Here is an 18,986-nt window from a genome sequence, read left to right on the forward strand (position 1 = left end):
TCTCTGCGGCGAAAGCCGTGCAAACCGGCCTGCGCGCTTCCGTTTACGTCCCGAATGCGGTAGTGGCGCGGCACAGGAATTCGCATAGCGCGCGGATGCAGCCCGCGCCAGCCAAGGAAAATCCACGTGGTCAAGGTCATCGCCTCCTCCGTCCGCAAGGGCAACGTCCTCGAGCTCGACGGGCATCTCTGCACGGTCATCTCGGCCGAGAGCTTCTTCCCGGGCAAGGGCACGCCGACGACGCAGATCGACATGCGCCGCATCGCCGACGGGGTGAAGATGACCCAGCGCTACAAGACGACCGAGCAGGTCGAGCGCGCCTATGTCGAGGATCGCGACTTCACCTATCTCTACCAGGACGGCGAGCAATACGTCTTCATGAACCCCGAGACCTACGACCAGATCCCGGTCGACGGCGACGTGGTCGGCGACATGGCGCCCTATCTCCAGGAAGGCATGAAGGTCACGCTCTCGGTGTTCGAGGACCGGGCCGTCGCGATCGAACTGCCGCAGCGCGTCACGGTCGAGGTCGCCGAGACCGAGCCGGTGACCAAGGGCCAAACCGCCTCCTCCTCCTACAAGCCGGCGATCCTTACCAATGGCGTGCGCACCGCCGTGCCGCCGCATATCGGCGCTGGCACCCGCATCGTGGTGATGACCGCCGACGGCTCCTATGTCGAGCGCGCCAAGGACTGACGCGGACGGCCGCTGACATCGGCGGCAAAAGGCTTATATCGACGAACGCAGCGGGCCCTTTCCGGGCCCGTTTTCGTTGGTGAGGATCAGAAGACCATGCCGCTTTCCGCTTATGACGCCGTCTTTCCCGGTTTCGTGCAGACCCTGAAGGCGCTCGACGCCATCCTCGACAAGGCGGTCACCGAGGCGTCCGAGCGCAGGATCCAGGCCGAGGTGCTGCTGTCGAGCCGGCTCGCCCCGGACATGCTGTCATTCACTCGCCAAATCCAATTGATGTCGGATTTCGCCAAGAACGCTGCGGCGCGAGTGAGCGGGACCGAGAATCCGCGCTTCCCCGATGAAGAGAAGAGCTTCGAGGAGCTGAAGGCGCGCATCGCGAAAACCCTCGACTTCATCGCCTCGGTCGACAGAGAGGCGCTCGATGCCGGGCTCGCCAAGGATGTGACCTTCCCGCGCGGCCCCTCGGCCACTGTGACGATGAAGGGCGCCGACTACCTCATCCGCTTCGCCGTGCCGAACTTCTACTTCCACGCCACGACCGCCTACGACATCCTGCGCGAGAACGGCTTCCAGGTTGGCAAGCAGGATTTCCTCAAGGGCGTCTTCGACGCCTGAGGCCGACAGCGTCATGCTCGCCCTGAGGCGAGCATCTGCGTCTTGAACGCCGCTCTGCCCGAACGAAGACGTGGGTGGTCGGGACAAGCCCGACCATGACGGCAAGGAGCCTGCCCCGGAAAGTCGCCAGCCTCACAGATAGGGCGAGCAGAGCCAGAGCATCCGGTCTAGCAGGCGCAAAGGGAAGGGCCGCGAGCGCAGCCCCTTCAGCGTGACCGGGCGCGCCCGCGCGATCGCGGCATCGATGCGCTCTTCGATGCCGCGAGCGAAGCTTTCGTCGAGCACTTCGAGATCGATCTCGAAGTTCAGCCTGAGCGAGCGCGCATCAAGATTGGATGAGCCGACATAGGCCCAGGCGCCGTCGATCGCGAGCAGCTTGGAGTGGTCGAAAGAGCCGGTGGCGCGCCAGATCCTGCAGCCATCCTTCAGCACCTGGTCGAACTGCGCCCGCATGGCGCGGTCGACCAGGACGAGGTTGTTGACGTCGGGCACGACGATGTCGATGGCGACGCCGCGCCGTGCCGCCGTGACCAGCGCGCTGATCAATTCGCGATCCGGCAGGAAATAGGGCGACATGATCCGGATCGAGGTCCGCGCCACCGAGAAGGCGCCGATCAGCAGCTTGTGGTTGGTCTCCAGGCTGGCATCCGGCCCCGAGGCCACTGCGCGCATCAGGACGTGCGGTCCATTTGACGCTGCTTGAGGCGTGACCGCCCAGGCATCGCCGGCGAGCTCCTCGCCCGAGGCGAAACGCCAATCCTCGGCTGCGACGCCGAACAGATCCTCGACGACCGGGCCCTCGACGCGGAAATGCGTGTCGTGCGCAGCAGCTTCGCCGGCGAATTCGGTGGTGAAGCCCTGGCGGATGTTCATGCCGCCAGCGAAGGCGATACGCCCGTCGACGATCAGCAGCTTGCGGTGCGTGCGCAGGTTCGCATAGGGCAATCTCAGGCCGATGATGATGTTGCCATTGAAGACATCGACCGGCACGCCGCCCCTCTGCAGGTGGCCAACGATGCTCGGCACCGAATAGCGCGCGCCGACGGCATCGATCAGCACGCGCACCGCGACGCCACGCCCGTGTGCCGCGATCAGCGCATCGGCAACGCGCAGGCCGAGCGGGTCGCGATCGAAAATGTAGGTTTCGAGAATGATCGAGCGCTCAGCCGCCGCGATCGCCGCGATCATCGCGGCATAGGCCTCGTCACCGGTCCTGAGCACCGCAATGGCGTTGCCGGTCTTGAGATGGCGGAGCGTCGCCTTGTCGCCCAGGGTCTTCAGCGCGGCAAAGCGCCGGCCGACATCGCCGGCGACCTCGGCATCCGAGATCTCGAATGTCTGCGCGAGCGGATAGGCGCCGAGCTTCTGCCTGCGCTGCGAGACGATCGAGGCGCGGCGGATGCGGTTGATGCCGCCGACCGCATAGACCAGCGGACCGATGATCGGCGAGAGCACGATGACGCCGACCCAGCCAATGGCGGCGCGGACCTCGTCCTTGGTCATCGCGGCATGGCTGGCCGCGACGACCGTCAGCGCCAGCGAGACGACGCCGAGGATATGCGGCCAATAAGCCGAGAGAATCTCCCACATGGCCGCGACTATCGCATGGGTCGCGAAACCGGCAACGCGGTCAGGCGCCTAAGGACACGATCCGGTTTTCATGGAACAGCCCCTTGCAATGGCAGGATCATAATCCCATATCCGGCTCACGCGGATGTTGAGGGCGTTCCACTGCCCTCCGTCCCGTTGAAGACGGCCATGAGCCCGAAGGCAGCGACGCCGGATGTACGCGCGCCCTTCCGGACATGGCCGTTAGCGTTTCTGGGCCATCACAAGCACGCCGTGAACCCCTCTCCTGGAAGGAGAGGGGCAGGGGTGAGGTGTTCGGACTGAAAATGTTGGCGTCAGCCTGACCGCGCGGTGAGCACGCACGGCACTGGTCCAGCTGCCTACACCTCACCCTACCCTCTCCTTACAGGAGAGGGTTCCCCGCGCCTCTTTTGGCAAAGCAGCCTATCCCTGCAAGAACGGATTGGTCTTGCGCTCCTCGCCGAGCGTGCTGGCCGAACCATGGCCCGGCAGGAACTGGACGTCGTCGCCGAGCGGCAGCAGCTTGCCCTTGATCCCGCCGATCAGGTCCTTGTGGTTGCCATAGGCGAAATCGGTGCGCCCGACCGAGCCGGCGAAGATCGTGTCACCGGCGAGCAGGAAGCGCAGATCCTTCTGGAACAGCGTGACATGTCCGGGCGTATGCCCCGGCACATGCTGGACGGAAAATTCGATATCGCCAACCGAGACGGCGTCGCCCTCGGCAAGCCAGCGCGTCGGCGTCACCGCCTGCACACCGCGCATCTCGAACATCAGCCCCTGCTGCGGCAGCGCGTCGAGCAGGAACTTGTCGGCCTCGTGCGGGCCGATGATCGGCAGATTCAGGACGCCGGCGAGCTCGGTCGCGCCGCCGGCATGGTCGATATGGCCATGGGTCAGCCAGATCGCGACCGGCGTGACGCCGAGCTCCTTCAGCGCGCCGCGAATGCGCTCGACATCGCCGCCGGGATCGACGATCGCGGCTTCCTTGGTGCGTGTGCACCAGACGATCGAGCAGTTCTGCTGGAACGGCGTCACCGGCACGACGGCGATGCCGAGCGGGCTTTCGGTCTGGTCGGTCATCGCATGCCTTTCGTCAGGAGAGCCGCAGCTGTCTATCGGCGCCCGCAGCGATTGGCGAGCAGTACGCGGTAGTCGGCGAGCGACTGGTCCATCTGCGCGACGTTCTCCTCGCGCTCGCGACCGGTCTGACAGGTGGCGAAGACGGAACGCGCCTTCTGCACGAAGGCGACATGGTCACGCCAGGCGGCGCATTGCGTCGCCTGGTCGGCCGTGGCGACCTGCTGCATGCGATATTGCCGCTGGCGCATCGCCGCTTCGTTCTGGAACAGATCGCGCGTGCACGTCGCCGGAACGGGACGAGGTTGCGCCAAAACGAGCGTCGGAACCAGGGTCAGCAGGATGGCGGCAGCAGCACGAACGATCATCCGAGGTTCAGCTCCTTGAAGAAGTCGTTGCCCTTGTCGTCGATGACGATGAAGGCGGGGAAATCCTCGACCTCGATGCGCCAGACCGCCTCCATGCCGAGCTCGGGATATTCGAGCACCTCGACCTTGCGGATGCAGTCCTGGGCGAGGCGCGCCGCGGGGCCGCCGATCGAGCCGAGATAGAAGCCACCATGGGCCTTGCAGGCCTCGCGGACCTGGGCCGAGCGGTTGCCCTTGGCCAGCATCACCATCGAGCCGCCGAAGGACTGGAACTGGTCGACGAAGGAATCCATCCGGCCGGCCGTGGTCGGGCCGAAGGAGCCGGACGCGAAGCCCTCGGGCGTCTTGGCCGGGCCGGCGTAATAGACCGGGTGGTTCTTCAGATAGTCCGGCATGCCCTGGCCGTTCTCCAGCCGCTCGCGGATCTTGGCGTGGGCCGAGTCGCGGGCGACGATGATCGTCCCGGTCAGGGAGAGCCGGGTCTTCACCGGGTATTTCGTCAATGTGGCGAGAATCTCGCTCATCGGCCGGTTGAGGTCGACCTTGACGACATCGCCGCCGAGCTTGGCCTCGTCGATCTCGGGCAGGTACTTCGACGGATCGGTCTCCAGCGCCTCCAGGAAGATGCCGTCCCTGGTGATCTTGCCCTTGGCCTGACGGTCGGCCGAGCAGGAGACACCGAGCCCGATCGGCAGCGAGGCGCCATGGCGCGGCAGGCGGATGATGCGCACGTCATGGCAGAAATATTTGCCGCCGAACTGTGCGCCGACGCCGAGCGCCTGCGTCAGCTTGTGGACCTCCTCCTCCATCTCGAGGTCACGGAAGGCGTGGCCGCTGGCTGAGCCCTTCGTCGGCAGCGCGTCGAGATACTTGGTCGAGGCGAGCTTGACGGTCTTGAGGTTCTGCTCGGCCGAGGTGCCGCCGATGACGATGGCGAGGTGATAGGGCGGGCAGGCGGCGGTGCCGAGCGTCAGGATCTTCTCCTTCAGGAAGGCCATCATCCGGTCCCTGGTCAGGAGCGAGGGCGTTGCCTGGAAGAGGAAGGTCTTGTTGGCCGAGCCGCCGCCCTTGGCGACGAAGAGGAATTTGTAGGCGTCCTCGCCCTCGGCATAGATGTCGATCTGCGCCGGCAGGTTGGTCGCTGTGTTCTTCTCCTCGAACATGGAGAGCGGCGCGACCTGGGAATAGCGCAGATTGCGTTTGAGATAGGCGTCGTAGACGCCTTCGCCGAGCGCTGACTCGTCGTCGCCGTCGGTCCAGACCTTGCGGCCCTTCTTGCCCATGATGATCGCGGTGCCGGTGTCCTGGCACATCGGCAGCACGCCGCCGGCGGCGATGCCGGCGTTCTTGAGCAGGTCATAGGCGACGAAGCGATCGTTCGACGTCGCCTCGGGATCGTCGAGGATCTTGGCGAGCTGAGCGAGATGGCCCGGACGAAGCAGATGGTTGATGTCGATGAAGGCCTGCTCGGAGAGCCGCTTGATCGCCTCGCGCGAGACGCTCAGGACCTCGCGCCCAGCGACCGTCTCGACGCTGACACCCTCGCTGCCCAGCGAGCGGTAGGGCGTCTTGTCTTCGCCGAGGGGGAAGAGATCGACATGGGTATAGGCCATCGGCGGCGCTCCGCGGTTCGACGGCGCCGTGCGGGGCGCCTCTTTCGCCGCGTCATAGCCCCTCGGGGCAACGCCTCCAAGCCCAGACTGAAATCATTCCAAGTCGCGACGGCGACGCGGCCCGTTCAGGCTGCCTTGGCAGCAGTCTCCGCCAGAATGGCGTAGATCGCCGCCGGATCATGCGCGTGGCGCACCTGCTCCAGAACCGCCTGGTTGCGCAGCACGCGGGCGACGCGGGCCAGTGCCTTGAGATGGTCGGCCCCCGCCCCTTCCGGCGCGATCAGCACGAAGATGATGTCGACCGGCTGGCCGTCGAGCGCCTCAAAATCGATCGCCTTCTCGGCGCGGGCGAACAGCCCGACGAGACGGTCGATCCCGGCCATGCGGCCATGCGGGATCGCGATGCCATCACCGATGCCGGTCGAGCCGAGGCGCTCGCGCTGGAGCAGGGCTTCGAACAGCTCGCGCTCCGGCAGGCCGGTGAGGAGGGCAGCGTGCTGCGCCAGTTCCTGGAGGGCTTGTTTCTTGCTGTTGGCGCGCAACGGCGAGATCACCGCATCGGGCCGGAGAAGATCGGTCAGCGTCATAGGCCAATCCATGCATGTCCCGTGCCGGAACGCGGGCGCCGCCCGTATCCCGGCCGGCACCCGAACTCCATCAGCGGCGGGACTTCAAGAAAGAGAAGCCGGCGGATCGATCCAGCCGATATTGCCGTCGCGGCGGCGGTATACGACGTTCATGCGGCCATTGCCAGCATGGCGGAAGATAACCACAGGCGCGCCGGTCAGATCGAGCTCGGCGACCGCATCGACGACCGTCATCTGATGCAGGGATTTGGTCGATTCCGCCACGATTACCGGATTCTCGCCAGCGTGATCGGCCTCGTGCTCCTCAAGGTCGTCGTCCGGAGCGGCGATCACATAGCTGGGGATTTCCATCAGCGGCTCACGCCCATTGGCCGCAGCGGCGCGATCCTTCAGGCGGCGCTTGTAGCGGCGCAGGCGCTTCTCGATGCGCTCGGCCATCTTGTCGAGGCTGGCATAGGGATCATGCGCGGTGGCGGAGGCTTCGAGCGTGATGCCGGAGGACAGGTGCAGGACGCCATCGGTCTTGAAGGCGGTACCGTCCTTGCCGACGGTGATGTGACCTTGATAGCCGCCCTCGTAGTATTTGCTCAGCGCTGCGGCGACCCTGGTCTCGGCTTGCCCACGCAGGGCTGCGCCCACGTCGAGATTCTTGCCGGAGATTCGCAAGCTCATGGAGTGCTTCCCCTTCTTGTCGCCATGGCCAGTAGCCGACCATCCCAAGGAGGTAAGAACGGCCTCATGGGGTTGTCAATGTGCGGAACGGCGCAGTTGCACGACGGACAGGACGAGGCTGCGAGCGGCTCATGGCCCGATGGCCGTTTCACGCTGCAGCGCAAAATCGACCTGACGGAGCGCGTTCGTCAGCGCCCGGCCAGCGCCATCGCCGCCTTCTCGCGACGGCGCTCCATCGAGGAGGGAATGCGCAGCGATTCCCGGTACTTCGCCACAGTGCGGCGGGCGATGTCGATGCCGCTCTCCTTCAACCTGGTGACGATCGCGTCATCCGAGAGCACATCCTTTGGCGGCTCGTCGTCGATCATCTGCTTGATGCGGTAACGCACGGCCTCGGCCGAATGTGCCTCGCCGTAACCGGTCGCGGCGATCGCGGCGGAAAAGAAGTATTTCATCTCGAAGACCCCGCGCGAGCAGGCGAGGTATTTGTTCGAGGTGACGCGCGAGACGGTCGACTCATGCATGCCGATGGCATCCGCGACGGTCTTCAGATTGAGCGGACGCAGATGCTCGACGCCATAAGCGAAGAAGCCGTCCTGCTGACGCACGATCTCGCTGGCGACCTTGAGGATGGTGCGGGCGCGCTGCTCGAGCGAGCGCGTCAGCCAGTTCGCGGTCTGCAGGCATTCGGCGATGAAAGCCTTCTCCGTATCGCTGCGGGCCGCCTTCGAGACACGGGCGTGATAGGTCTGGTTGATCAGCACCCGCGGCAGCGTGTCGGGGTTGAGATCGACCAGCCAGGAGCCGTCCGGCGCAGCACGGATGAAGACGTCCGGCACCACCGTCTCGGCGGCCGAGCCGCCGAAGGCACGCCCGGGCTTGGGATCGAGCCGCCGGATCTCGGCGACCATGTCGGCGATATCCTCGTCATCGACGCCGCAGACGCGCTTAAGGGCAGCGTAATCGCGCCTGGCGAGGAGTGGCAGGTTGGCTACCAGGACCTGCATGGCCGGATCGTAGCGATTGCGATCGCGCAACTGGATCGCCAGGCACTCGCCGACATCGCGGGCGGCGACACCGCTGGGATCGAAGCCCTGGACGATGGCAAGGACCTGCTCGACCCTGGCGAGATCGACGCCGAGGCGCTCGGCGATATCGGGCAGCGGCTCGGTCAGATAGCCGGAATCGTCGACGCCATCGATAATGTGGCTGCCGATCAGCCGCTCCGCCGGCGCGGTGACGGCCAGATCGAGCTGGGTGCTGAGATGATCGTGCAGCGAGAGCTCGCTGGTCAGCCCGCTTTCGAAGCCCTCCGGGCCTTCATCGAAGGAGCCGCCGGAGCCGCCATAGGCGCCGCCGATGATCGGCAGGCTATCGGCTCCTTGCGTCTCCAGCCGCGCCGCCTGCGGCTGCTCGTTCTGGAAGACGTTGTCGAGCCCGGTGCCGAGCCGGCCTTCCATGCCCTCCTGAGTGTTGAGGCTCTCGGCGCGAGCATAGGTCTCTGCGTCAACGGCGAGCGGGCTTTCACCCGCACCGTTCAGTGAACCCGGCTCCGGAGCCTCGTCACTGCGCTCGAGCAGCGGGTTGCGCTCCAGTTCGCCCTCGACGAAGCTCTGCAATTCGAGATGGGAGAGCTGGAGCAGCTTGATCGCCTGCAGCAATTGCGGCGTCATCACCAGGGACTGGCCCTGGCGCAGCTCCATGCGTGGCATCATCGCCATCGCGATCCCGACTCCTTAACCTGCGGCACTTCGGCACAGTTCTTGCCTGTAGGACAGACTAGCTGTGCGGTGCAGCGGCGTCAAAGCCCGATGCGGGCTTTCGCCTCGGGAAGTTAATGCACTGCAGCATCCGTAATCCGGAACAGCTGCAGCGCCACCCCTCAGAGTCGGAAATCCTCGCCGAGATAGACACGGCGGACATCGGCATTGGCGATGATCTCGGCCGGCGAGCCCTCGGTCAGCACACGGCCGGAGTGGATGATGTAGGCGCGGTCGACCAGGCCCAGCGTCTCACGGACGTTATGGTCGGTGATCAGCACGCCGATGCCGCGATCGGTCAATTGCCGAACCAGCTCCTGGATGTCGCCGACTGCGATCGGATCGATACCGGCGAAGGGCTCGTCGAGCAGGATGAAGGAGGGCCGGCCGGCGAGCGCGCGGGCGATCTCGCAGCGGCGACGCTCGCCGCCCGAGAGCGCGATCGAGGGCGCCTTGCGCAGACGGCTGATGTTGAACTCGTCGAGCAGCTTGTCGAGCTCGCGCTCGCGCTTCTTGCGGTTAGGCTCGACCACTTCGAGCACAGCGCGGATATTGTCCTCGACCGAGAGGCCGCGGAAGATCGAGGCCTCCTGCGGCAGGTAGCCGATGCCGAGCCGGGCGCGCTGGTACATCGGCAGATTGGTGATGTCGTTCCCTTCGAGCGAGATCACGCCCAGATCGGCGCTGACCAGCCCGGTGATCATGTAGAAGATCGTGGTCTTGCCCGCGCCGTTCGGCCCAAGCAGGCCGACAGCCTCGCCATTGCGGACATAGAGCGAGGCCTCGCTGACGACGTTGCGGGCGCCATAGGTCTTGCGTAGGCCACTGACGGCAAGGATGCCGGCGCCACCGACGGCGCTCGCGATAGGACCGGGCTGCTCGTCGTCCTCGACCGCCTGCTTGCCCTTGCCGAAGAGCCCGCCAAGCCTGCTGAACAGCCCGGGACGCGCCGCGGGCGCCCTGGCCGGCCGCGTCGGATTGGGCTGCGCCTGCTGGGCAGCCTCAGGAGGAGGAGAGATGGATACCGTCACAGGAGAAAGCGCGCGCTGCTGACGTTCGACATGGGTCCGCTCTGGTATGCGAGGCGCGCCGAACTGGCAACGCCTTCTTGCAGCCGCCCCTGCCGCAAGGGAAAGCTCAATTGGTCGGCGTGGCCGCCGGCTTGGCGCCCGCCTTGTTGTCCTTGCCGTCCTTCTTGTCTTTGCCTTCCTCACCCTGGTTCGGCACGAAGAAGCCCTGGACGCGCCCTTTCGAGGTCACGTTGGCGACGCCGGTCTGGGTGTCGTAGACGAGCTGATCGCCGCGGGTGATGTTCGGGCCGTCGTTCAGGGCGACGTTGCCGGTCATGATCACTTTGTTGTTGGCGCGGTCGAAGACGGCGTTGTCCGAGGTCGCAGCCTGGGTCTTCGAGACGACGGTGACCGGGCCGGTGCATTCGATCCGCTTGATCGCACCGTCATTGCCCCCCTGCCCCTGAGCAGCAGCCGGTTGCGCGGGCTTCGGCGTGCCGCCCTGGCCACGGCCCTCGTAGAACACGGTCATCACCGAGCAACGCACGGTCGTCTCGCCTTGCACGGCGACGACGTTGCCGGAGAAGATCGCCTTGTTGTCCTTGTCGAGCACGTCGAGCTTGTTCGCGTCGATCTTGATCGGTTCCTTGCTGTCGCCGCCCATGCCGCCGAACGGCGAGCCTGGAGCGCCGCCGCGGGGCTTGGCCGGCTTGGCCGGCGCCGCGCTCGCAGCGGCTGGCGCAGCGGCAGGGGTCGAGCCGGAGCGCGCAGGCTGTTGCTGCGCCAGCGTGGCGACTGACAGGGCCGGCACGACCAGGACAGCAAGAGCGAGAGCGAAGGGTTTCATCGGTGACCTGTGGCTGACCTGCATGACTGGGTACGATGATCTCACGGCTTGGCGGCCGGGCGAAGGGCTTCGAGATTGGGCGTGCTGCCCTCGCGCTCCGGCCCGGCCAGGCTGCGCGCCGGCGCATTCTCGATCAGGACGTGGACGCGCCCCTCGAAAGTGATCAGCGCACCATTGTCCTTCACGTCGAGCGTGTCGGCGTCGATCGTGGTCGTGCCGAGATTGACCTTAACCGGCTCGCGCGAGTTGACGGTCCCGCCCTTGAAGTCGACATCGGCCGTGCGCATGCTGACATCATAGCCCGACTCGGTGCGAATCTTCACATCGTCGACCAGCTTCAGCTTTTCCTTCTGCTGGTCGAAAAGGCCGCTCCGGGCGTTGATGTTGATCCAGCCCTCCGACTTCATCAGCACGCGCGCCGTCATTTTGACCAGCTCGATCTGCGTCGGGTTGCGCACGTCCTGCAGAGCCGAGTCGGCCGTCACCTCATAAGGACTATTGTCCTTGCGATAGCCTGCGAGCTTCGGCGCTTCCATCACCACCTTGCCGCCGGACAGGCTGATCCCGCCCAGCGAGAAATTGCCGGCATGGCGCAGCGGATTGAGAAAGGGGACGATGATCAAGCCCACCACCGCGACGATCGCTCCGACCGGAATCAGGCGCCGCAACAGACGCACGAGCGCGGAATGCCGGCGAGCTGCCTGGAAGGCGCTCTGCCGCATCTGCGCCCGAATCGCCGTCGGACTGCGCGTTTCAGGAGATGTGATCGCCAAGCTCATGCCCGCCCATTGCCAGCCACCAGCGGCTTTTTCATGTCGAACCGGCGCATGTCGACAGGCAACAGCGACCGGTCCGGCGACCGCCAGACGGATGACCTAGCTCAAATACATCAACTTTATGTATGCGCGAAGATGTCGACTTCGGGCCAGCCCGCGAGATCGAGTTCGGCGCGCGTCGGCAGGAAGTCGAAACAGGCCTTGGCGAGATGCATGCGCCCCTCGCGCTCCAGCAGCACGTCGAGCTTCGCCTTCAGTGCGTGCAGATGCAGCACGTCGGAGGCGGCATAGCCGAGCTGGGCCTCGGTCAGCGTGTCGGCGCCCCAGTCCGAGGATTGCTGCTGCTTCGAGAGCTCGACGCCGAGGAGCTCGCGGACGAGATCCTTCAGCCCGTGCCGGTCGGTATAGGTGCGCACCAGCTTGGAGGCGATCTTGGTGCAGTAGACCGGCGTGGTGACGACGCCGAAGGCGTTCTCCAGCGCGGCGATGTCGAAGCGGGCGAAGTGGAAGAGCTTCAGCACACCCGCATCGGCGAGGATGCGGCAGAGATTGGCCGGCGCCGGGCCGCCCTTCGGGATCTGCACGACGTCGGCGGTGCCGTCGCCGCGGGAGAGCTGCACCACGCAGAGCCGGTCGCGCTGCGGATTGAGGCCCAGCGTCTCGGTGTCGATCGCCAGGACCGGCCCCGGCTCGAACCCATCCGGCAGATCGCCGCGGTGCAGACGAATTGTCATACCCAAAACCTCGCTCGGCAGCGCAGCTACGCCGCTCAGTCAATCTGCCACCCGCCGATCAAGCCGAATGGCCTACCTGAAAATCCGGAGAACGCTTCGCAGCTAGCGGCGCGCCCGGCCGCATTCAAGCATTTTTTCTGCAAGCATTTTCTCTGGCACTCCAACCGGTTCCGGCGCATTAACCTTTTATTCACCATAAGCTTCATTCCGGCACCCAGGCGTGCAAGGATGCGGACTCGGAGCCTGAGCATGTCCGCAATCCGTCTGTTCACCGATCTCGATGGCCGTATCGGCCTGCGCCAGTTCTGGCTCGGCAGCATCGCGCTCGCACTCTGCCTGCTGGCGATCCAATGGGGCGCGCCGCGTCTCGTGGACCGGCAGTCAGCGGCAATGGTCGTCGCCTTCGCCAACGCCTTCGCCCTGTTCCCCTGGGCAGCGCTGGCGGCCAAGCGCGCCACCGACCGGGGCGGCTCCTCGGTTTTCGGCATCATGCTGGTCTGCGCGATCGTGCTGCCGCGCGAAGTGCAGCCATTGCTCGGCTATGCCTGGGCGCCGTCGCTGATCGCGATCTCGACCATGGCCTGGCTGGTCGCTCTGGTCGATCTTGGATTGATGCCGGGCACGGGCCGCGACGCGCCGCTTGCGGAGCAAACCGGGACTGCTAAACCGGCTCGATGAGCCAGAACACGTCCGCCCCCCTCGACTTCGATCCCGCCGATCCGATCGCCCTCACCCAGGTCCTGGTGCGCTGTCCCTCGGTGACGCCCGCCGAAGGCGGCGCGCTTTCGCTGCTCGGCGCCGTGCTGAACGCCGAGGGTTTCAGTGTCGAGCGGCCAGTGTTCTCCGAGCCCGGCATGCCGGATATCGAGAACCTCTATGCCCGCATCGGCCGGGAGGGGCCGGTCCTCGTCATCGCCGGCCATACCGACGTGGTGCCGCCCGGCGACCTCGCTGCCTGGACGCGTGATCCGTTCGCGGCGAACATCGTCGACGGCGTGCTCTATGGCCGCGGCGCCTGCGACATGAAGGGCGGGCTCGCCGCCATGGCGTCAGCCGCGATCCGTTACCGCCGCGAGAACCCGGATGCGCCGGGCTCAATCGCCTTCCTGGTCACCGGGGACGAGGAAGGCCCGGCGATCAACGGCACCGTCAAGCTCCTGGCCTGGGCCGACCAGCGGGGCGAGCGCTTCGACCATTGCCTGCTCGGCGAGCCGACCAACCCGGCGGCGATGAGCGACATGATCAAGATCGGCCGGCGCGGCTCGCTGACCGGCAAGCTCACGGTCCAGGGCGTGCAGGGCCATGTCGGCTATCCGCATCTCGCCCAGAATCCGATCCGCGGCATGGTCCGGCTGCTCGCCGGGCTCGAGGCAAGCCCGCTCGACGCCGGCACCGAGCATTTCGACCCGAGCAATCTCGAGGTGACGACGCTCGATGTCGGCAACCCCGCGACAAACGTGATCCCGGCGCAGGCCAGGGCCGTATTCAACATCCGCTTCAACGATCTCTGGACGCCGGAGACGCTCGCCGCCGAGATCGAGCGCCGCCTGCGCGAGGCGGCCGGCAATGCCGTGCGCTACGAGATCAGCTTCGAGCCGACCAATGCAGTCGCCTTCCTGACCCAGCCCGGACCGTTCGTCGCGATGGTCGCGGACGCCGTCGAAGCCGAGACCGGCAAGCGCCCGGCGCTGTCGACGACCGGCGGCACCTCGGACGCCCGCTTCATCAAGAACTATTGCCCTGTGGTCGAATACGGCGTCGTCGGCCAGACCATGCACCAGATCGACGAGCGCGTCGCCACGGTTGACCTGATGATGCTGGAGCGGATCACGCATCGTTTACTGACGGATTATTTTGCCGCGGCGCAGCACGCTTGACGGAACCGGCCCCGATGCCCACAGTTTAGACGAAAGTCTAATACCGTGACGTCCGGAGGGTTGGGCCATGAGGCTTGCTGCCGACGATGTAACGCGATCGCTCGCCGCCTCCTGGCGCCTGCTGCGGGCCGACGCGAAAGCCCTGCCTGATCTCGATCTCAGCCGCGACGGGTTCTGGCGCTCCTATCTCGCGCTGGTGCTGGTCGTGCCCTCGATGATCCCGGCGCTGGCGGCGCAGCGCACGCTCGCCGGCCTCCCGAACAGCGGCGGACTGTTCGACGCTCCCGGCCTGATCGCCGCCATCGTCACGGCCGAGATCCTGGCGATCCTCGCCGTACCCGCGCTACTGGTCGGGCTCGCGCCGGGTCTTACCCGCAACCCGCGCTTCACCAGCTTCGTCATTGCCTGGAACTGGGCCGGCATCCTCTCGGCGGCTCTGATGGCGGTGCCGGCGACGGTGTTCGCGCTGGGCTGGTCGAACCCGGGCATAGCCGGCTTCCAGAGCCTCGCCTTCGCGGCGATCGTGCTCAGGCTGCGCTATTGCGTCGCCAGGGCCGCCTTCGGTGCGCAGAGCGGCGTCGCCGGCGCGATCGCCTGCGCCAGCATACTCGCTGACTACACGGTGCTGAAGACCTTCGGGCTGGCCGGGTTCTGACTTCGCCTCTGCAATCTGGCCTCAGTAATCCACGCCTGCCAGATAGAGCCCGCAGGGCGGCGCCAGCGCGGCGCATTGCGAGCGGTCGCGCGCCGCCAGCACCTTGCCGACCTTGTTCTCCGGCCAGCGCCCCATCCCGACCATCTTCAGGCAGCCGACCATGGAGCGGACCTGATGATGCAGGAAGGAGCGGGCATGGACATAGGCGACGATCTCCGCTCCCTCGCGCCGGCAGTCGAACCGGTCGAGCGTCCGCAGCGGGCTATTGGCCTGGCATTCGGCGGCGCGGAAGGTGGTGAAGTCGTGATGGCCGACCAGCGCCTTGGCGGCGCGGTCCATCGCCTCGTGGTCGAGCTTGACCGGGACATGCCAGACCCGGTTCTTGTCGAGCGCCGGCTGCGCCCGCCGGTCGAGGATGCGGTAGATGTAGTAGCGCCGCGTCGCCGAGATGCGGGCATCGAACGTATCCGGCACCGCCTCGGCGCTCAGCACCGCCACCGGCAGGCGCTTCAGCCGGGCATTGCTGGCGTCGCGCACGACATCGGTGCGCCACTCCTTGTCGAGATCGACATGGACAACCTGATGGGTGGCATGGACGCCGGCATCGGTACGCCCGGCGCAGTGCAGGCGCACGGCATGGCCGCAGAAGGCCTCGATCGCCTCCTCGACGCTCTGCTGCACCGACGGCCCGTTGAGCTGGCGCTGCCAGCCCGAGAAGGGCGTGCCGTCATATTCGATGACGAGCTTATACCGGGGCATCGCTACAGTTTCGCGCCAGCAGACAGCCTCGCGCCACGCAGGAACTCCTGAGCGCTCATCGGCCCCTTGCCGGCACGCTGGACCTGGAGCAGCTTCACCGCCCCGACCGCGCAGGCGATGGTGCCCTCGTCGTCGAGCAGCGTGCCCGGCTCGGCGGCGCCGCCGGCGCGGGCAGTGCGCAAAAGCTTCAGCCGCTCCGGCCCCTTGCCGAGGTCGACCTCGACGAAGGCACCGGGAAATGGCGAGAGCCCGCGCACCACGTCATGGACCTGCTGTGCCGGCCGGTTCCAGCTCAGCTTGGCCTCGTCATTGCCGATCTTGCTGGCATAGGTGACGCCCTCCTCCGCCTGCGGCGTGAAGCGCAGGCCGCCGCGGCCAAGCGCGGCGAGCGCCCGGACCATCAGGTCGGCGCCGAGGCCGGCGAGCCGGTCATGCATGTCGCCGGCGGTGGCGTTGCCGTCGATCGCCAGCATCTCGACCATGGCGACCGGGCCGGTATCGAGCCCCTCCTCCATCTTCATCACGCAGACGCCGGTCTCGGCATCGCCCGCCATGATGGCGCGCTGGATCGGCGCGGCGCCACGCCAGCGCGGCAGCAGTGAGGCATGCAGGTTGAGGCAGCCGAGCTCCGGCACCTCCAGGATCGCCTTGGGCAGGATCAAGCCATAGGCGACGACGACGGCGACATCAGCCTCGTGCGAGGCCATGATCTCGGCCGCCTCGGCGTTCTTCAGCGTCTTCGGCGAGAACACCGGAATGCCGAAGCGCTCGGCCGTGACCTGGACGGGAGAGGGCCGCAGTTCCATGCCGCGTCCGGCCGGCGCCGGGGCGCGGGTGTAGACGGAGACGACCTCGTGGCCTTGGCCGATGATCTCGGTCAGGGTCGGCACGGCGAAATCCGGCGTGCCCATGAAGATGACGCGCAAGCTCATACTGTAACGCCTCAGCCGTTCAGGCCGCGCTGTCCCGCTTCGCCGCCTTGGCGAAGCGCTTGGTGACGCGCTCACGCTTCAGCCGCGACAGGTAATCGATGAAGAGCACGCCGTTGAGATGGTCGATCTCGTGCTGCAGGCAGGTGGCGAGCAGGCCGTCGGCCTCGATCTCATGCGCCTTGCCGTCGAGATCGCGGTAGACGACCTTGACCCGCGCCGGCCGCTCGACCTCCTCGTAATATTCGGGGATGGAGAGGCAGCCTTCCTCGTAGACGCTGAGTTCGTCCGAGCGCCAGGTCACCTCGGGATTGATGAAGACCATCGGCTCGCGCGCCTGCTCCTCGCCTTCCTCCGCCTTCTTCGAGACGTCGAGCGTGACGAGGCGGACCGGCTCGCCAATCTGGATCGCGGCGAGGCCGATTCCCGGCGCGTCGTACATCGTCTCGAGCATGTCCTCGGCGAGCTTGCGAATCTCCGGCGTGATGTCGCCGATCGGTGCGGAAACCTTGCGCAGCATCGAGTCGGGCAGGATGACGAGGGGGCGAATGGCCATAGGGCGCTCTGGGACGGGGTTCAGGAGTTGCCGCGACATAAAGCACTTGTGTGGAAGCGGTCAAACTGTTCCGCTTTCGTTCTGGAAATGCCATCCGAATCGTGTAGGCTCGTGGGCATGAACCAGATCGCCTTCGTCCTGCTGGAGCGCCCCGTGAGCTGGGCCGAAGCTGCCTTCGGCTTCGCCGGGCTGACGCTGGTCCTGCTGATAATGGCGCTGCTCTCGTCCTGGCGCGGCTCGCGCCGGCGCGAGATGGAGGCTGCGATAGCGGCCGAGCGCGCCCGCGAAATGGACGACAAGGTCGCCGAGATGAACCGGCAGCAGGCCGAGCTCAACGGCCGGATGCAGACCATGGCCGAGATCCTCTCGACCCGGCAGGGCGACCTTGCCCGCATCATGGCCGAGCGGATGGACGGCCTGCGCCAGCAGGTCGGCGCCGGGCTGGAGCAGAACGTTCGCCAGACCAATGAAAGCCTCGGCAAGCTGCAGGAGCGCCTCGCCGTCATCGACAGCGCCCAGAAGAACCTGACCGAGCTCACCGGCGAGGTGGTGACGCTGAAGGACGTGCTCGCCAACAAGCAGGCGCGCGGCGCCTATGGCCAGGGCCGGATGGAGGCGATCATCCGCGACGGCCTACCCGCGGCGTTCTTCAGCTTCCAGCCGACGCTCTCGACCGGCAAGCGCCCGGACTGCCTGGTCACCCTGCCGGGCGACGGGCGCGGCCTCGTCATCGACGCCAAGTTCCCGCTGGAGAGCTTCACCATGCTGCGCGAGGCGCGCGGCGACGACGCCAAGAAGCAGGCCTCGGCCCGGGTCCGCGCCGATGTCGGCCAGCACGTCAAGGACATCGCCGAGCGCTATTTCCTGCCGGGCGAGACACAGGACATGGCACTGCTCTTCGTGCCGTCGGAGGCTATCTATGCCGACTTGCATGAGCATTTCGATGACGTCATCCAGAAGGCGCACCGGGCGCGCGTGATGATCGTCTCGCCCTCGCTGCTGGCGCTGGCGATTCAGCTGATGCAGTCGCTGGTGCGCGATGCCCGCATGCGCGAGGAAGCGCAGGTCATCCAGTCGGAGGTCGGCAAGCTGCTCGACGATGTCCGCCGTCTCGGCGAACGCGTCGACAAGCTCGACAATCATTTCCGCCAGGCGCAGGACGATGTCGCCCAGATCAAGACCTCGGCCGGCAAGGTCACTGGCAGGGCCGAGAGGATCGGCGCGCTTGAGTTCGACGATGCCCGCCCGAACGAACCAGCGCTGCCCTTCGCCAAAGAGGTGAGACTGAAGGCGGCGGAGTAAGAGCCGCAACCAATCTCAGCGCGGCCGGGGCAATTGCCGCTCGGCCTCGGCGATCAGGCTGTCCTGGCTGTCGGTCGGCCCTCCATGCAGCGCAGCGACGCGGCGCAGCATCCCGAACAGCTCCTCGAACTCGGCCCGGGTCAGATGAGGCCGCAGCAGGTCGCGCAGGTCGATCAGCGCGATCGTCTTCGAGGGAGACGCCTTGACGGCGTGCCGCGCCAGGACGAGGCGCTCCTCGAGGTCGGCGCCATATTCGAGCATGACGCGCATCTCGCTGCGGATCAGGTCGAGCTGCTCGGTCGTCGGCTCACCGCGCTCATGGGCGACGAGGCACATCAGCGCGACGGCGCCGTCGCGGCTTTCCGGCAGCGTCTTCAAGGCGGTGCGCCGCGCTTCGGCTTCCGACTCGGCCCGGCGCCGAGCCAACAATTCACGGCGCTTCTGCTCGCTGCCGGCACTGAGGCGCTGGCTGACATATTCCATGCCGCCGCCCCAGATCATCCAGTAGATCACGCCGGTGGTGATGGCGCCGACGATGGCTGCGAGAACCGGCATGCAAATCT

Annotated in this window: 21 protein-coding genes; 6 read left to right on the forward strand and 15 right to left on the reverse strand. The window is 66.4% G+C overall.

Annotated features, from left to right (window positions below; translation table 11 throughout):
• The first annotated feature begins 126 nt into the window (after positions 1 to 126).
• Positions 127 to 696 carry an elongation factor P gene (gene efp / locus ACWIGM_RS14975; RefSeq protein ID WP_454026705.1) on the forward strand — a complete coding sequence of 190 codons (570 nt, stop codon included), beginning with the start codon at positions 127 to 129 and terminating at the stop codon, positions 694 to 696.
• A gap of 96 nt (positions 697 to 792) precedes the next feature.
• Complete coding sequence (locus tag ACWIGM_RS14980) at positions 793 to 1,311, forward strand: DUF1993 domain-containing protein (RefSeq protein WP_454026706.1); 519 nt, start codon at positions 793 to 795, stop codon at positions 1,309 to 1,311.
• A gap of 132 nt (positions 1,312 to 1,443) precedes the next feature.
• Here the strand turns inward: ACWIGM_RS14980 and ACWIGM_RS14985 are convergent, their stop codons facing one another.
• The 11 genes from ACWIGM_RS14985 to ACWIGM_RS15035 all read right to left on the reverse strand — a co-directional run bounded on the left by ACWIGM_RS14985 (position 1,444) and on the right by ACWIGM_RS15035 (position 12,345).
• Complete coding sequence (locus ACWIGM_RS14985; protein WP_454026707.1) at positions 1,444 to 2,901, reverse strand: phospholipase D-like domain-containing protein; 1,458 nt, start codon at positions 2,899 to 2,901, stop codon at positions 1,444 to 1,446.
• 423 nt (positions 2,902 to 3,324) lie between these two features.
• A complete protein-coding gene (locus ACWIGM_RS14990; protein ID WP_454026708.1) occupies positions 3,325 to 3,981 on the reverse strand; it encodes an MBL fold metallo-hydrolase in 657 nt (218 codons plus the stop codon).
• A 32-nt stretch (positions 3,982 to 4,013) separates the two neighbouring features.
• Positions 4,014 to 4,346 (reverse strand): hypothetical protein, encoded by a 333-nt coding sequence (locus tag ACWIGM_RS14995; protein WP_454026709.1) that lies wholly within the window; start codon positions 4,344 to 4,346, stop codon positions 4,014 to 4,016.
• The gene (locus ACWIGM_RS15000) at positions 4,343 to 5,959 is read right to left on the reverse strand and encodes a fumarate hydratase (RefSeq protein ID WP_454026710.1); all 1,617 of its coding nucleotides are present in this window, start codon (positions 5,957 to 5,959) and stop codon (positions 4,343 to 4,345) included. Before ACWIGM_RS15000 ends, ACWIGM_RS14995 begins: the two co-directional genes overlap by 4 nt.
• A 125-nt stretch (positions 5,960 to 6,084) precedes the next feature.
• Positions 6,085 to 6,546: a PTS IIA-like nitrogen regulatory protein PtsN gene (gene ptsN, locus ACWIGM_RS15005; RefSeq protein ID WP_091833628.1), complete on the reverse strand. Its 462-nt coding sequence runs from the start codon at positions 6,544 to 6,546 to the stop codon at positions 6,085 to 6,087.
• An 84-nt stretch (positions 6,547 to 6,630) separates the two neighbouring features.
• Positions 6,631 to 7,218 carry a ribosome hibernation-promoting factor, HPF/YfiA family gene (gene hpf, locus ACWIGM_RS15010; RefSeq protein WP_454026711.1) on the reverse strand — a complete coding sequence of 196 codons (588 nt, stop codon included), beginning with the start codon at positions 7,216 to 7,218 and terminating at the stop codon, positions 6,631 to 6,633.
• Positions 7,219 to 7,406: 188 nt separating this feature from the next.
• Positions 7,407 to 8,939: an RNA polymerase factor sigma-54 gene (gene rpoN, locus ACWIGM_RS15015; protein WP_454026712.1), complete on the reverse strand. Its 1,533-nt coding sequence runs from the start codon at positions 8,937 to 8,939 to the stop codon at positions 7,407 to 7,409.
• A gap of 161 nt (positions 8,940 to 9,100) precedes the next feature.
• Positions 9,101 to 9,916, reverse strand: a complete 816-nt coding sequence (gene lptB, locus ACWIGM_RS15020) for an LPS export ABC transporter ATP-binding protein (RefSeq protein WP_454027009.1) — start codon at positions 9,914 to 9,916, stop codon at positions 9,101 to 9,103.
• A 199-nt stretch (positions 9,917 to 10,115) separates the two neighbouring features.
• Positions 10,116 to 10,835 (reverse strand): LptA/OstA family protein, encoded by a 720-nt coding sequence (locus ACWIGM_RS15025; RefSeq protein ID WP_454026713.1) that lies wholly within the window; start codon positions 10,833 to 10,835, stop codon positions 10,116 to 10,118.
• Between the two features lie 41 nt (positions 10,836 to 10,876).
• Entirely contained in the window at positions 10,877 to 11,557 is a 681-nt protein-coding gene (locus ACWIGM_RS15030) for a lipopolysaccharide-assembly, LptC-related protein (RefSeq protein WP_454026714.1), read from the reverse strand.
• A 173-nt stretch (positions 11,558 to 11,730) separates the two neighbouring features.
• A complete protein-coding gene (locus ACWIGM_RS15035; protein ID WP_454026715.1) occupies positions 11,731 to 12,345 on the reverse strand; it encodes a ribonuclease D in 615 nt (204 codons plus the stop codon).
• A gap of 249 nt (positions 12,346 to 12,594) precedes the next feature.
• On the opposite strand from ACWIGM_RS15035, the gene ACWIGM_RS15040 reads away from it, so the two are divergent.
• From ACWIGM_RS15040 to ACWIGM_RS15050, 3 genes are all read left to right on the forward strand, one after another.
• Positions 12,595 to 13,023, forward strand: coding sequence for a DUF805 domain-containing protein (locus tag ACWIGM_RS15040; protein WP_454026716.1), 429 nt, complete (start codon positions 12,595 to 12,597; stop codon positions 13,021 to 13,023).
• Entirely contained in the window at positions 13,020 to 14,222 is a 1,203-nt protein-coding gene (gene dapE / locus ACWIGM_RS15045) for a succinyl-diaminopimelate desuccinylase (protein WP_454026717.1), read from the forward strand. Before ACWIGM_RS15040 ends, dapE begins: the two co-directional genes overlap by 4 nt.
• 67 nt (positions 14,223 to 14,289) lie before the next feature.
• A complete protein-coding gene (locus ACWIGM_RS15050) occupies positions 14,290 to 14,877 on the forward strand; it encodes a hypothetical protein (RefSeq protein WP_454026718.1) in 588 nt (195 codons plus the stop codon).
• A 21-nt stretch (positions 14,878 to 14,898) separates the two neighbouring features.
• Here ACWIGM_RS15050 and truA read toward each other — a convergent pair whose 3' ends face one another.
• The 3 genes from truA to def are packed head-to-tail and all read right to left on the reverse strand — an operon-like array spanning position 14,899 to position 17,121.
• On the reverse strand, positions 14,899 to 15,636 hold the full coding sequence (gene truA / locus ACWIGM_RS15055) for a tRNA pseudouridine(38-40) synthase TruA (RefSeq protein ID WP_454026719.1): 738 nt from the start codon (positions 15,634 to 15,636) through the stop codon (positions 14,899 to 14,901).
• Between the two features lie 2 nt (positions 15,637 to 15,638).
• Positions 15,639 to 16,568: a methionyl-tRNA formyltransferase gene (gene fmt / locus ACWIGM_RS15060; RefSeq protein WP_454026720.1), complete on the reverse strand. Its 930-nt coding sequence runs from the start codon at positions 16,566 to 16,568 to the stop codon at positions 15,639 to 15,641.
• 19 nt (positions 16,569 to 16,587) lie between these two features.
• Entirely contained in the window at positions 16,588 to 17,121 is a 534-nt protein-coding gene (gene def, locus ACWIGM_RS15065; RefSeq protein ID WP_454026721.1) for a peptide deformylase, read from the reverse strand.
• A 117-nt stretch (positions 17,122 to 17,238) separates the two neighbouring features.
• Here def and ACWIGM_RS15070 point away from each other — a divergent pair, with 117 nt between their 5' ends.
• A complete protein-coding gene (locus ACWIGM_RS15070; protein WP_454026722.1) occupies positions 17,239 to 18,423 on the forward strand; it encodes a DNA recombination protein RmuC in 1,185 nt (394 codons plus the stop codon).
• Positions 18,424 to 18,438: 15 nt separating this feature from the next.
• Here the strand turns inward: ACWIGM_RS15070 and ACWIGM_RS15075 are convergent, their stop codons facing one another.
• Positions 18,439 to 18,978 carry a hypothetical protein gene (locus ACWIGM_RS15075; RefSeq protein ID WP_454026723.1) on the reverse strand — a complete coding sequence of 180 codons (540 nt, stop codon included), beginning with the start codon at positions 18,976 to 18,978 and terminating at the stop codon, positions 18,439 to 18,441.
• Between the last annotated feature and the right edge of the window lie 8 nt (positions 18,979 to 18,986).

It is taken from the genome of Allobosea sp. NPDC055332 (assembly GCF_053645455.1).